At 63.2% G+C, this 12,494-nt stretch carries 14 protein-coding genes; 6 read left to right on the forward strand and 8 right to left on the reverse strand.

Annotated elements, in window-relative coordinates:
• Positions 1-32 precede the first annotated feature (32 nt).
• Positions 33-857 (reverse strand): hypothetical protein, encoded by an 825-nt coding sequence (locus E4662_RS17720; RefSeq protein ID WP_136442947.1) that lies wholly within the window; start codon positions 855-857, stop codon positions 33-35.
• 104 nt (positions 858-961) lie between these two features.
• Here E4662_RS17720 and E4662_RS17725 point away from each other — a divergent pair, with 104 nt between their 5' ends.
• Together E4662_RS17725 and E4662_RS17730 are read left to right on the forward strand one after the other, a co-directional pair.
• Positions 962-2,134 (forward strand): phenylacetate--CoA ligase family protein, encoded by a 1,173-nt coding sequence (locus tag E4662_RS17725; RefSeq protein ID WP_136442948.1) that lies wholly within the window; start codon positions 962-964, stop codon positions 2,132-2,134.
• Between the two features lie 100 nt (positions 2,135-2,234).
• Positions 2,235-3,920: a peptidoglycan-binding protein gene (locus E4662_RS17730; RefSeq protein ID WP_136442949.1), complete on the forward strand. Its 1,686-nt coding sequence runs from the start codon at positions 2,235-2,237 to the stop codon at positions 3,918-3,920.
• An 85-nt stretch (positions 3,921-4,005) separates the two neighbouring features.
• Here E4662_RS17730 and lpxK read toward each other — a convergent pair whose 3' ends face one another.
• The 7 genes from lpxK to rbfA form a co-directional block, all read right to left on the reverse strand.
• Positions 4,006-4,998: a tetraacyldisaccharide 4'-kinase gene (gene lpxK, locus E4662_RS17735; protein ID WP_136442950.1), complete on the reverse strand. Its 993-nt coding sequence runs from the start codon at positions 4,996-4,998 to the stop codon at positions 4,006-4,008.
• Positions 4,998-6,212, reverse strand: a complete 1,215-nt coding sequence (locus E4662_RS17740; protein ID WP_240705238.1) for a 3-deoxy-D-manno-octulosonic acid transferase — start codon at positions 6,210-6,212, stop codon at positions 4,998-5,000. The genes lpxK and E4662_RS17740 overlap by 1 nt, the downstream gene beginning before the upstream one ends.
• A 3-nt stretch (positions 6,213-6,215) precedes the next feature.
• The gene (locus tag E4662_RS17745) at positions 6,216-6,455 is read right to left on the reverse strand and encodes a DUF4170 domain-containing protein (protein WP_136442951.1); all 240 of its coding nucleotides are present in this window, start codon (positions 6,453-6,455) and stop codon (positions 6,216-6,218) included.
• 113 nt (positions 6,456-6,568) lie between these two features.
• Positions 6,569-7,342, reverse strand: coding sequence for a 3'(2'),5'-bisphosphate nucleotidase CysQ (locus E4662_RS17750; protein WP_136442952.1), 774 nt, complete (start codon positions 7,340-7,342; stop codon positions 6,569-6,571).
• A complete protein-coding gene (locus tag E4662_RS17755; protein ID WP_136442953.1) occupies positions 7,329-8,675 on the reverse strand; it encodes a TldD/PmbA family protein in 1,347 nt (448 codons plus the stop codon). Before E4662_RS17755 ends, E4662_RS17750 begins: the two co-directional genes overlap by 14 nt.
• 139 nt (positions 8,676-8,814) lie before the next feature.
• Positions 8,815-9,552 (reverse strand): phosphodiester glycosidase family protein, encoded by a 738-nt coding sequence (locus E4662_RS17760; RefSeq protein WP_136442954.1) that lies wholly within the window; start codon positions 9,550-9,552, stop codon positions 8,815-8,817.
• Positions 9,552-9,947, reverse strand: a complete 396-nt coding sequence (gene rbfA, locus E4662_RS17765) for a 30S ribosome-binding factor RbfA (RefSeq protein ID WP_136442955.1) — start codon at positions 9,945-9,947, stop codon at positions 9,552-9,554. Before rbfA ends, E4662_RS17760 begins: the two co-directional genes overlap by 1 nt.
• Before the next feature lie 88 nt (positions 9,948-10,035).
• Between rbfA and dapB the strand changes: the two genes are divergently transcribed.
• The 4 genes from dapB to E4662_RS17785 all read left to right on the forward strand — a co-directional run bounded on the left by dapB (position 10,036) and on the right by E4662_RS17785 (position 12,492).
• On the forward strand, positions 10,036-10,848 hold the full coding sequence (gene dapB / locus E4662_RS17770) for a 4-hydroxy-tetrahydrodipicolinate reductase (protein ID WP_136443160.1): 813 nt from the start codon (positions 10,036-10,038) through the stop codon (positions 10,846-10,848).
• Between the two features lie 87 nt (positions 10,849-10,935).
• Positions 10,936-11,499, forward strand: a complete 564-nt coding sequence (locus E4662_RS17775) for a helix-turn-helix domain-containing protein (RefSeq protein ID WP_136442956.1) — start codon at positions 10,936-10,938, stop codon at positions 11,497-11,499.
• A gap of 1 nt (position 11,500) precedes the next feature.
• Positions 11,501-12,127: a LysE family translocator gene (locus tag E4662_RS17780; RefSeq protein WP_136442957.1), complete on the forward strand. Its 627-nt coding sequence runs from the start codon at positions 11,501-11,503 to the stop codon at positions 12,125-12,127.
• Positions 12,121-12,492 (forward strand): GFA family protein, encoded by a 372-nt coding sequence (locus E4662_RS17785; RefSeq protein WP_206080311.1) that lies wholly within the window; start codon positions 12,121-12,123, stop codon positions 12,490-12,492. Before E4662_RS17780 ends, E4662_RS17785 begins: the two co-directional genes overlap by 7 nt.
• Positions 12,493-12,494 lie beyond the last annotated feature (2 nt).

Here is a 12,494-nt window from a genome sequence, read left to right on the forward strand (position 1 = left end):
CAGCGCGGGGCCGCGTACGGAAACGAATGATGTCAGACCACGCTCTCTTCCCGCATCTCGTCGATCCGGGCCAATGCTTCGGCACGCGTGTTGCGGATGTTCGGGCGGAAGTCCTGCGCAGTGGCGCGGCGACGGATTTCCTCTTCGGTCTCGGAGCCGGGCGCATACCGCACGGTGCCGAGCGAATGGGAAAGGTTGATCTTCTTGCCGCGAAACGCGTGCTGAACCCAGGCGGCCGGTTCGATGCGGCAGCCATCGTAGTTGATGAGGAAGAACCATTTGTCCTGCCCCGTGTCGCGGATGCGTTCCTCGATGTGGTCGTAGAAATCCCCGACGTCGCGGGCGTGGAAGAAAGTGAAATGCGAGAAGTCGATTTCGAGAATGCCGGCCTCATGGTCAAACGACACCCGCCGTACGAAATCGCCCGGCGCGTAGTTCGGATCGTGCAGGATCCCGGTGGCCCGTCGTTTGGAGGGCAGGGCATCGAGGCGCACGATGGCGTCTTCGCGGCTGGTGAACAGGTTCGGGTCGAACCGTTCGGTGCGCGCGTCCCGCTCGATCTGCGCCGCCGTTTCCGGCGAGGCGTCAAAGCGGACAGAGCCCATGGAATGCGCCTGGTTCAGCGCGCGGCCACGGCGCGCGTAGTCCACCCAGGCAGCGGGATCAATGCGCATGCCGTTGAGGTTCACAAGGAAGAACCAGAGCGACTCGCCGCTTTCGGCGATACGTTCTTCGATCCGGTCGTAGAATTGGTTCACCGTGGAACCGCTTTGAAAATGCAGGTCGGTGAAATCGACCTCCATGATCTGGCGGGCGTCATCAAAACGGATACGCGGATCAAACTCTGTTTCGGGCACGGGGGCTCCTCCTCTCCTCCAGGTGGCTCACAACCTATAGGCGCGAATGCGTCTCAACCTTGTTTCAGATCAAAGCGCCCGGCCTTGGGCGGATGGAGACGGCGATGACCAGTTACTTTGACGAGCTTGAAACCCGGACGCAGGACGCGCGGGAGGCGGCGCAGCTTGAGGCGCTCAACGTTCAACTGGCGAAATACGGCATGGATGCGCTTGGCGCTCTGGCGGACCTCAAGGGGCTTCCGGTTCTGCGCAAGTCGGAGCTGTCCAAGCGGCAGGCGGAGAACCCGCCGTTTGGAGGTCTGCCGGTGTCGAACATCGCCCATATCTTCCAATCGCCCGGTCCGATTTACGAGCCGGGCGGAACGAGCCACGATTGGTGGCGCATGGGCCGTTTCCTCAATGCCTGCGGCATCGGGCCGGGCGACGTTGTGCAAAACTGTTTCGGCTATCACCTGACACCGGCTGGCATGATCTTTGAAAATGGCGCGCGGGCCGTCGGGGCAACCGTTCTGCCCGCTGGCACCGGCCAGACAGAACTTCAGGTGCAGGCCGCCCGTGACGTCGGCGTTACGGCTTACGCTGGCACTCCGGATTACCTCAAGATCATCCTTGAGAAGGCCGACGCGATGGGCGTTTCGCTGGGCATCACGCGCGCAGCCGTCGGCGGCGGTGCGCTCTTCCCGAGCCTGCGCGCATGGTATGCAGAGCGCGGCATAACCTGCCTGCAATGTTATGCCACCGCTGATCTGGGAAACATCGCCTATGAAAGCCCGGCGCAGGAAGGCATGATCCTCGATGAGCATGTCATTGTTGAAATTGTCACCCCCGGCACCGGCGATCCGGTTGCACCGGGCGAGGTAGGCGAGGTTGTGGTGACTTCGCTCAATCCCGATTACCCGCTGATCCGCTTCGCGACCGGCGATCTTAGTGCCGTGATGGACGGGGTCAGCCCGTGCGGACGCACCAACACGCGGATCAAGGGCTGGATGGGCCGCGCGGATCAGACCACGAAGATCAAAGGCATGTTCGTCCGGCCTGAACAGGTCGCGCAGCTTGTCGCCAAACATGACGCGATCGAGCGCGCCCGCGTGGTGGCCAGTCGCGAGGGTGAAATGGATGTCATGACGGTTCGAATCGAAACCGGCGCAAACGACGCGGCGGCGTTCGAAGCCAGCATCTCCGAGGTTCTCAAGCTGAAGGGCCGCGTGGAACTGGTGCCCGTCGGCGGATTGCCGCGCGATGGTCTCGTGATCGAAGACGTGAGAACCTATGACTGAGGCCCTTTTTCAGGCTGATATTGGATAACTGCAGGTCTCCATCGTAGGGTTTTCATGCGGCACAGCGTTTGTGCCGGGAGTCCACGTGGAGGATGTAGGCATGGGTATTGGCAAACTGGGAGCGGCGACAGTTCTGATCGCTGCCGGACTATTGGGCGGCGTCGCTCAGGCGGCGGGAGATGCGCTGATTATTGGAAATGCCCGCTATGGAGCGGGTCAGTCCTTGTTCGGTGCTGACCGTGTGCATGCAGCGGCTGAGCCTCTTCGCAGAGCCGGGATCAGCGTAACGGCTGTCAATGATGCGGATGAGCCCGCCATGAACAAAGCCTTTACCGACTTTGTTCGCGGCATCGATCCCAAGGATGCGCCTCTGGTTGTCGTGCTTTTGGGGCGGTTTTTGCACAGCCAGAGCGGCACGTATCTTCTGCCGACGGGGGTCGGGCCGCGGATTTCCTCGGAGCGCGTTCTGACCCGGGCCTTCCCGGTTGACGCGGTTCTTGCCGTGCTGGCCGATCACCCCGGGCGCGCTTTTCTGGTTCTGGGAGAAACCGCTGAGGACGTCGACGCTGGTCGCTACCTCAAAACCGGGATCGGAGACCTGGATATTCCGCAAGGCGTGACCGTGATGCAGGGGGCCGCGACGGACGTCGGGTCCTATGTCGTCAATGAACTGGCGCGGCCCAATGTGTGGGTGAGCCGGGCGGAGCGACGCTATGGGTTGACGATTGACGGCTTCAATCCGCGAGAGCACGTGGTGTTTTTGCCCGATGACATTGCAGCGCCGGGCGGTATCGACGGCTCGCAGCCCGATCGCCAGACACGCGAACAAGCGGACAACGCCGCATGGGGCCGTGCGCAGAGGGCGGACAGCGCCGACGGATACCGCAGATACCTTCAGGCATACCCGTATGGCTTGCACGCAGCCGCCGCGCGCCAGCGCATCAAGGCGATTTCCGCAGAGCCGTTTTATGCGCAGCGTCGTGCTGAAGAGGCCTTAGGTCTCAACAGGGAGGAGCGGCGGAAAATTCAACGGAATCTGACGACCTTGGGCCACGGCACGCGCGGCGTGGACGGCATTTTCGGCTCGGGAACACGCAACGCCGTGAAATCCTGGCAGCGCGCCACGGGCCGGGTGCAGTCCGGGTATCTTGATCGGCCACAGATCGTGGCTCTCTCCCGCGCCGCCCGTGCCCGCGCAGAAGAAATAAAGGCTGAAGAAGAGCGCCGGGCTGCGGCGCTCAGGAGTCAGGATAACCAACTCTGGGAGCAGGTGACGCAGCGGGGAGATGAGGAGAGCGTTCGGCGCTATCTGAAAACCTACCCCAAGGGGCTGCACGCAAAAAAGGCGCGCGCTCTGCTTGCGGAGTTCGAGGCCCAGCGTGCCAGGCAGAAGGCCCTTCTGGACCGGGAAGCCTGGGATGATGCGCGCTATGCGGACACGGTGAAAGCCTATCGTGGTTATCTTGATGCCTACCCCAAGGGCGCGTTTGCCGCGCGCGCTCAGGCCCGGATCAAGGAGTTGCGCGGTGTGCGGGACGATGAGCAGGCGTTGGCCAAGGCGCGGGCTGCAGAAAAAGCGTTGGGGCTCAATCCGGTCACGGCGCGTCTGGCCGAAGCGCGGTTGCAGCAGCTCGGGTTTGATCCCGGCCAGGTCGATGGCAAGTTCAACAAGCGTACCCGCGAGGCCCTGCGCGCCTTCCAGAAGACGCATGGACTGAACGTGACGGGCTATCTGAACGAGCAGACCGTAGTGCGGCTGCTGGCGGATGCGATCATCCGGCGCTAAAGCGCAATCGGAAAAGTGGGAACCGGTTCTCAGGCCAAATTGTGCGACAAAACAAAAGGATAGAGCATCGCCTTTGGGCGATGCTCTAAGCAAGCACCTGATCCAGAGCCCTGTCCAGCGCGCCTGCATCCGCCAGTTCCAACCGAACCGGCAGGGTCAGCACCTTGAAGCGAAACGCGCTGGGCAGGCGCACCGCGTCCTTTTCCGTTGTGACCAACTGTGCACCGAGCACGGCAGCTTCCGTCTCGAGCCGGGTCATCAGCGATTGGGTGAGCGGCTGATGATCGTCCAGAGCCTCGGCCCGTTTCACCTCCGCACCCAGACTGCGCAGAGTGGCAAAAAACTTCTCAGGGTGCCCGATCCCGGCAAAGGCCAATGCCGGAAGGCCGTCCCAATCCATACCGGTTTGCAGCGGCGCGAGATGGCCGGTCAGGTGCGGAACGGTGATTTTGTCCTGCCATGTCTCGCGGAAACGCGTCTGCGCCGGGTCGGCGCCGATGGAAAGAAGGAGATCCGCCCGAGCCATCCCAGCCTCCACCGGCTCACGCAACGGGCCAGCGGGCAGGCAACGGCCATTGCCGAACCCGGCAACCGCATCGACCACCACGATCGACAGGGCCTTGGACAAAGACGGGTTCTGAAACCCGTCGTCCATCACCAGCACCGTGGCCCCGGCAGCTTCGGCTGCGCGGGCAGTGGCGGTTCGGTCCTTGCCGATCCAGGCCGGAGTGAAGGCTGCGATCAGGAGTGGTTCGTCCCCAACGTCCGCCGCTGAATGGTTGCGCGGGTCCACCTGCACCGGGCCGTCCAACCGTCCGCCATAGCCGCGCGACAGCACATGAGGCGTCTCACCGCGCGTAATCAAATGCTGAACCAATGCAATGACGGTCGGGGTTTTGCCGGTGCCGCCCGCGTTGATGTTGCCAACGCAGATCACGGGGATCCCTGGGGTGTGCTCCGCAGGCTGCGCCACCCGTTTTGCCGTGACACGGGCGGTCAGGCGCGCCAGTGGGGCCAGCAGTCTTGCACGCAAACCGGGCGCATCAGGTGCGGTGAACCAGAACCGGGGCGGGCGCATCAGGGGCTCCCTTCGCGGTCAAGATGTGCAGCGACATCTGCCAGCACGGTATCGATCAGATCCGCCCCGGCGGTAACCGCATCCCAACCCGCATGGGCCATGGTCGCCGCTTGGTCCGGAGCCACGAGGTTGGACACGGCGCTGGCCAGCGAATCCGCGTCGCGCACAATCCGCGCCGCGCCCGCTTCGACAAGGCGCGAATAACTGGGCAGGTGGTTGGAGACATTGGGGCCGTAAAGGATCGCCGTGCCGAGCGCGGCGGCTTCGAAAGGGTCCGTGCCTCCATGACCAGATGTCATGGACCCTCCAAGGAACGCCAGCGGCGCGGCCCGATACCAGAGCCCGATTTCCTCGGGCCCCTCTACGAGCAGGACCATGGTGTTGTCATCCGGGCTTTCGCCTGCGTCCCAGTTGCAGACGCGCAGTTGCTGGTCCGCGACACAGCGTTCAATGGCAAAAAAGTCTTCTTCCGACGCAGGGACCACGATTAACAGCAAACGGTGCGCCAGTCGTGTAGCCCGCCGATGCGCCCGAAGCACATCGGACGCCTCGCAGGCGCGCAGCCGCGCCGCCAGCCAGACGGGACGCCCAGCCAAGGCCGCAGCGACCTCTTCATACTGACCATCATCGCAGTCCAGCGGCGTGCCTGTGTCTGTCAACGGGCCGGATACGGTTATGATGTCTGCGGGCACACCTGCCCGGCGCAGTTGCCTTTTTTCGGTGACGTTCGCTGCATGGATCCGATTGAACACCGCCATCGTGGCCGGGGTCGGATCCGGGAGCCAACGTGGCACGGCGCAGCGCCACGGGCCGCCCGGCGGGGGCAGAGCGATGGTCTGCCCACCGCTCGCCTGCATGCTGTGCAAAAGAGCGGGACGCAGGTCCGACGCGCCCCACAGGCACAGATCAGGGCGCAGCCTTGCGACAAAGCGTTCGCACTCTGCAATCCGTTCGGGCGGAATCGCGATCTTTTGCATGTCTGGCGGAACAACATCCGCGCCGGAGACATAGATTTGGGCATCTGGGTGTTGCTGAGCAATGCGGCTGCACAGGTTGACGAGCGCCCGCCCGTGATCTGCACCATCCGCATGAGCCCAGATCACCGGGCCCGGCCCCGGTTCGGGCCAGCTGCGTTCCGAACCGGGAGAGCCAAAGGCCATGCCGCTGCGCGCGTAGGTCAGGTATGCCTGCAAGCTAAGGGCGCGCTTGGACAAGAATTACCCCAGTTCTTCTGTCGGAGAGACTTCTTTTTCTTCATCGCGCAAACGGTGCAGGTGGGCGATGTAGTAGCGCATATGCGCATTGTCGACGGTCTTCTGCGCCGCCGCTTTCCACGCGTTGTAAGCTTCTTCGTAGTTCGGGAAGATTCCCACAATGTCGAGCGCGTCCACATCGCGGAACACGGATTTCGACGGGTCGACCAGTTCGCCGCCGAAGACAAGATGAAGTCGTTGCATGTCTGGCTCCTTTGCCTGCCGCGTATGACGATAGCGAGGTTAGCGGGAATTCGCCGAACCTTGAACCGCTTTTCGCCGATGCGGCGTTACAGCCATGTAAACATTGAAGAAGGTCAGAGCAACCTGTCGAGCAGAAGGCTGTGAAGATCAGGCCCGGCGGCCAGTACGCCATTGGTCTGCGGGACGGGATTGTTGAAGCGCAGCGGCCCGCCGCGTTTGTCGGTGGCGCGGGCGCCCGCTTCGTTCAGGATCAGTGTTCCCGCCGCAATGTCCCACTCCCAGGACGGGCGGAACGTGAACATGGCGTCATAGCGCCCCTCGGCCACGAGGCTGAGCCGGTAGGCCAGTGAGGGCCGGTGGCTGCGCTTGAGGTCCGGCACCCCGCGCGGCCAGTGTTCGGCGCGAAGGCTGGGGCGCGTGGCCAGCACCTTGGCCTCTTCGATAGCCGCAGTCCGGCTGACGCCGATCGGCGCGCCGTTGAGCCGGGCGCCGCTGCCAAGCGCGGCGCTATAGAGCTTGTCACGCGCGGGCAGGTAGACCACGGCGGCGGTGACTTCGCCGTTGCGCACGACGGCCAGCGCATGAGCCCAGGTGTTGGAGCCTTCGATGAAGCTGCGGGTGCCGTCGATGGGATCGACAATGAACACGGTTTCGGCGTCCAGCCGCTCTGCGCCGTCCGCGCTTTCCTCTGAAAGCCAGCCGTAATCCGGACGGGCGCGGCGCAGGCGATCTTCCAGCAGGGCGTTCACCGCGAGATCGGCCTTGGTCACAGGCCCTGCACCGTCACCTTTGTCGCGCACCTGCAGGTCGCCACCCACATGGGACAGCGCTTCCTTGCCAGCGGCGCGGGCGGCGTCGATCAGCAGGGAGAGGTCATTCTCCGGCAAGTGTCAGCCCTTCGACAAGCAAAGACGGCACAACACGGCTCAGATGTGTGCGGGCGTCGTTGGCTGGGATCATCCCGCGCAGCATGTCGCGCAGATTGCCCGCGATGGTCACACCGGAAACAGGCCCGGTGATTTCGCCATTCTCAACCCACAGGCCGGCAGCCCCACGCGAGTAATCGCCGGTGTTAGGATTGATCGTCGCGCCGATCATCGAGGTCACGATCAGGCCGGTGCCCATCTCGCGGATCAGATCGTCACGGCTGTGCGCCCCTTGGGTCAGTTCGAGGTTCCACGGAGTCGGAGAGGGGCCCGAGCCCGCACCGCGCGCGGCGTTGCCGGTGGAGGCAAGACCCAGTTTGCGGGCATTGACAAGATCCAATGTCCACCCTTTCAAAACGCCATTCTCGACAATGCTGCGCTTTTGGGTCGGCAGACCTTCGGCATCAAACGGACGGGAACCCGCCGCCCGGGGACGGTGCGGGTCTTCGATCAGAGAAATCCCGTCCGACAACACTTGATCACCCATGTTTTCCAACAACCAAGACGCGCCGCGCGCGATCGCAGCACCATTGGCCGCCGCCATCAAGTGACCGATGAGCGAGGCTGCAATACGCTCGTCAAACAGAACGGGATAGGCGCCGGTCTTTGGCTTGCCCGGGTTCAGGCGGGCGAGCGTGCGCTCTGCTGCGCTAAGGCCAATGTCTTCGGGGCTGCGCAGGTCGCGCTGGAAGGTACGGCTATCACCGTCGTAGTCGCGCTCCATGCCAAGGCCGGTGCCCGCGATGGCCACACAGGAGGTGCTGCGCGAGGTGCGGCGGTAGCCACCTTCAAAACCGTTGGAGGCGGCGAGCCAGACATCGCGTGCGCTATAGCTGGCAGAGGCAGAATCGACTTGGGTGATGCCGTCCTGGGACAGAGCGGCAGCCTCGGCACGGCGGGCGTCGTCTTCGAGTGCCTTGGGGGCAGGTTCCGGTGTGTCGTCGGCAAGCTCCAGAGCCGCAAGATCCCAGGATTGGGCGAGCATGTCCGGGTCGGCAAGCCCGATGTACGGGTCTTCCGGGGCCTCGTGCGCCATGGCCACGGCGCGGGTGGCCATGGCTTCGATTGTGCTGGCGGATGTATCGGAGGCGGACACGATGGCGCTGCGTTGCCCGACAAAGACGCGCAATCCGATGTCATTGCCTTCGGCGCGCTCGGCCTGTTCCAAAACCCCGGCGCGCACGTCGATGGAAACGGCAGCCCCGTTCAGCGCGATGGCATCGGCACTGTCGGCACCGGCGGCCTTGGCGGCGGAGAGCAAGGATTGCGTCAGGTCCTGAAGCGATGTCGGCATGGGGCGTCCCGGATCATTTGGCGTTCCAAACGAGGTAGGCCGGAACGCGGTGCGGTACAAGGGTTTGTCGCCCGGCTTTGACGTGCGCACCCAAAAAGTCGTGCACGACTTTTGCAAATTGCATGGATGCAATTTGGCGCTACTCGGAGGTGACCGCTACGATGGGACCCATTTGCCGGCCCAGGTCGGCGCGGTTCAGCGACGGGGCGAACAGGCGCGAGACGTTGCCATCAAGAAAGAGCGCATTCGGCAGGGTCAGACCGTCGCGGAACAGGCGGGCGAACTCGTAGAATGTGACGGAGGTATCGGAGATCACGAACACGGCGCGTTTGCCGTCTGCAGATGTGCCAACGCCATTGCGCACATAGCGTGAGGTGCTGTCCGGCAGAAAGCGCGGATGCAACTCGCCGTCGATCACAAGCATCGGCCCGGATTGCGTGGCGAAATCGCAGTCCGGACGCTGGCGCTGGTAAGCGCGTGTTTCGATGACATCGGCACGGTTCGCCTGAATACAGAGCAAACCATTGGGCAAAAGGCCGAAGTTGCCGGGGCCGGGGTTGGCAATCACGCGCATCCGTTCCTGCCCGTCTTCGACGTAATGCCCGACAGGCGCGCGATCGTCGTGATACATCCCGGCGTTCATTGCAAAGAGCAGCGTTTTGCCATCGGCGTTCAGTGCGGTCTCGAGCGATGAAAAGTCGCCATACGGCTGATCAGAAGGGTCGTTCAGAAACAGCCGCAGATGCTCGTGCTCCGGGGCCACTTCACAAACCGCGTAGCGGTTGCCTTCAAAGCGCAGGCTCTCGCAAGACAGGGCCGACGCGCCGGTGGCAAGGCCCACGGCGGTCAGTGTCAAAAGAGCCCAAAACGCGCGCATCACCCGTCAAGATCGCGGCGCACCGCGTCCTGAGACATCAGGCGTCGATGCTCATCAAGCTGATCAAACGTGTCGTCCAGCCGGAAGTGCAGCTGCGGCGTATGCTTGAGCTTCATGCCTTTGGACAACAGGTGGCGCAACTCGCCGCGATGTCGGTGCAGGAGGTCGAACATATCCTGCTCGCCCTTTCCGCCCAAGGGCACCACGTAAGCCGTTGCAATGCGCAGATCGGGAGAAACGCGTACTTCGCCCACGGTGATCGACAGACGGTTCAGGTCCGGATCATGGATTTCGCCGCGCGAGAGGATTTCCGACAGGCGGCGGCGCAGGAGTTCGCCCACGCGCCTTTGGCGCTGCGACTGACCGGGACCTTCGGGGATTCTGTTCTTTGCCATGGCCGCAGATGTAAGCCGCTTCATCGCCTTTGCCAAGCGGGGCGCGCCGCGCTATGGGGTGGCAAACGAGAAAGAATGGAGAAGGATGATGACCGAACTGCCGGGCGTTGTGATCACCGGGGTATCCGGACGTATGGGCCAAATGCTGGCGCGCGAAGTGCTGGCCAGTGGATCGCTCAAGCTGGCAGGGGGTCTGGAGCGCGAAGGGCACCCTTGGGTCGGCCGGGATCTGGGCGAATGCATGGGAGGCGCCGCCAATGGCGTCATGGTGAGCGATGATCCGCTTGAGGCGTTTGCCCATGCTCAGGCGGTGATCGATTTCACGGCCCCTGTTGCAACGGTTGCCTTTGCCGAACTGGCGGCGCAAGCGCGGGCGGTGCATGTGATCGGCACCACAGGTCTGTCCGAGGACGATCTTGCGAAGATCAAGGCAGCCTCCCGCCATGCTGTCGTGGTGCGGGCCGGGAACATGAGCCTCGGTGTGAACCTTCTGACCCAGGTGACCAAGCAGGTCGCCGCCGCTCTGGACGCGGATTGGGATATCGAGATCATCGAAGCGCACCACCATCACAAGGTTGATGCCCCGTCTGGAACCGCGTTGATGCTGGGTGAAGCGGCCGCCGAAGGGCGTGGCGTGGCGCTGGACGAGGTCTCTGATCGTGGCCGGGATGGAATCACCGGCGCGCGCAAGAAGGGTGACATCGGGTTTCATGCCATTCGCGGCGGCGATGTTGTCGGCGAACACGAGGTCATCTTTGCCGCCCCGGGCGAGCGCATCGTTATTAAGCACATCGCGTCTGACCGGGCGCTGTTTGCCAGAGGCGCTTTGAAAGCAGCGCTTTGGGGGCAGGACAAAGCACCGGGCGAGTACGACATGCTGGACGTTCTGGGGCTGAAGTAAGTCTTTTCGACGGGCTCATGAAATTTTTGTTTGATTTTTCACGTGGCATCCTGCAGCGTGAAAAAGAGCGCGAAAATTTCATGAGCCATGTCACAGCCAACCTCCCAAACCCTCGGCGCTGATTTGCGCGCAGTCCGCCGGATGCGGGGGCTGACGCTGCAGGATATGGCGCAGGCCCTGAACCGCTCGGTCGGCTGGGTCAGTCAGGTGGAGCGGGATCTGTCAGAGCCGTCGATCACCGATCTGCGCCAGATGGCGTCGCTGCTCGACATCCCGCTGTCCTCGCTTTTCGGCAGGGCGGACACACCATCCGATGAAGAAGGCTTGATCGTCCGCGAAGGGGCACGGCGGCCGATCGGGTGTCGTCAGGCCGGGCTTGTCGAAGAGCTCTTGTCTCCGGATCTGACGGATGACTTTGAAATGGTGCATTGCACCTTTGCCCCCAACTCCGAATGCGACGCGCCGGTCTGCCGTCCGACGCAAGAGATGGGCTACCTGACAAAAGGTCGGCTTGACCTGATCATTGCAGGCAAGCGGTTTTCGCTGAACCCCGGCGACAGTTTCCGCATCCGGGGCGAGACCTTCGAGTGGATCAACCCTCATGACGACCCCGCCGAGGCGATCTGGGTCATCGCGCCGCCGGTGTACTGAGATGAGCTTTGAAGGGTGGATCATCTTTGCGTCGTTCTGGGTGTTGTTCGTCACATCGCCGGGGCCGAATGCGGTCAATTGCATTCAAAACGGCATGACTTTTGGATTCGTGCGGTCGCTGTGGGGCGTGCTGGGCATCCTGACGCAGGCGCTCTTGTTCCTGTTTCTCTCGGCGGCGGGGATCACGGCGCTGCTGACGGCCTCCCCAACCGGGTTCCTGATCGCCAAGGTGATTGGCGCGTTGGTTCTGATTTGGCTGGGCGTGCGCAACTGGCTGCGCGCGGCGCGGCCCGTGCAGGCGGAACCGGCCCCGTCGCACCACATCTATTCCCGCGCCTTCACGATCGCGACGATCAATCCCAAATCGGTCGCCGGCTACCTGGCCGCCTTTTCGCAGTTTGTCCAAACGGACGTGCCAAGCGGTCCGCAAATGTGGGTGATCGTGCCCACCGCACTGACCATCACCGCCGCCAGCTACATGACCTACACCCTGCTTGGCGCAGTGCTTGGCCGGGCGGCGCTCTCTGCGGTGGCCAACATCACCATCCGCCGCGTTCTGGCCGGGTGTTTCATCCTGTACGGTCTGGCGCTTGCCGCGACGGCCATACCCAAAGGAGCGGTATCATGAAGGGTTCTTGTGCCTGCGGGACCATTGCGTTCACTGTCTCCGGCGAGCCTATCGGGGCCTCCTGCTGTCATTGCTCGCAATGCCGCAAGATGTCCGGGCATGTTTGGAGTTCTGCCTACCTGCCAGCGACGCAAATCGAAATCACCGGCCCGGTCAAATGGGTCTCTCTGAGCGCGCAGGCGAAGCGCGGCATCTGCCCCGAGTGCGGCGCGTTCCTGTTCTGGAAAGCCCATGACGAGGAAACGATGAGCTTCGCGCTGGGCGCCATCGACGGCGACACCGGCCTGACCCTTGAAAAGCACATCTTCACCGCGATGAAGGGCGACTACTACGCCCTGTCCGATGGGCTTCCGCAGAAGGACTGAGG

Origin of the sequence: Pacificoceanicola onchidii, from assembly GCF_004804335.1 — a bacterium.
Classification (GTDB): domain Bacteria; phylum Pseudomonadota; class Alphaproteobacteria; order Rhodobacterales; family Rhodobacteraceae; genus Pacificoceanicola; species Pacificoceanicola onchidii.

Excerpts from the sequence above, each read along its gene's own strand:
- E4662_RS17775 (WP_136442956.1), top strand. The coding sequence starts at position 10,936 with ATGTCACAGCCAACCTCCCAAACCCTCGGCGCTGATTTGCGCGCAGTC.
- E4662_RS17725 (WP_136442948.1), top strand. The coding sequence starts at position 962 with ATGACCAGTTACTTTGACGAGCTTGAAACCCGGACGCAGGACGCGCGG.
- E4662_RS17755 (WP_136442953.1), bottom strand. The coding sequence starts at position 8,675 with ATGCCGACATCGCTTCAGGACCTGACGCAATCCTTGCTCTCCGCCGCC.
- lpxK (WP_136442950.1), bottom strand. The coding sequence starts at position 4,998 with ATGCGCCCGCCCCGGTTCTGGTTCACCGCACCTGATGCGCCCGGTTTG.
- dapB (WP_136443160.1), top strand. The coding sequence starts at position 10,036 with ATGACCGAACTGCCGGGCGTTGTGATCACCGGGGTATCCGGACGTATG.
- rbfA (WP_136442955.1), bottom strand. The coding sequence starts at position 9,947 with ATGGCAAAGAACAGAATCCCCGAAGGTCCCGGTCAGTCGCAGCGCCAA.
- E4662_RS17780 (WP_136442957.1), top strand. The coding sequence starts at position 11,501 with ATGAGCTTTGAAGGGTGGATCATCTTTGCGTCGTTCTGGGTGTTGTTC.
- E4662_RS17730 (WP_136442949.1), top strand. The coding sequence starts at position 2,235 with ATGGGTATTGGCAAACTGGGAGCGGCGACAGTTCTGATCGCTGCCGGA.
- E4662_RS17745 (WP_136442951.1), bottom strand. The coding sequence starts at position 6,455 with ATGCAACGACTTCATCTTGTCTTCGGCGGCGAACTGGTCGACCCGTCG.
- E4662_RS17760 (WP_136442954.1), bottom strand. The coding sequence starts at position 9,552 with ATGCGCGCGTTTTGGGCTCTTTTGACACTGACCGCCGTGGGCCTTGCC.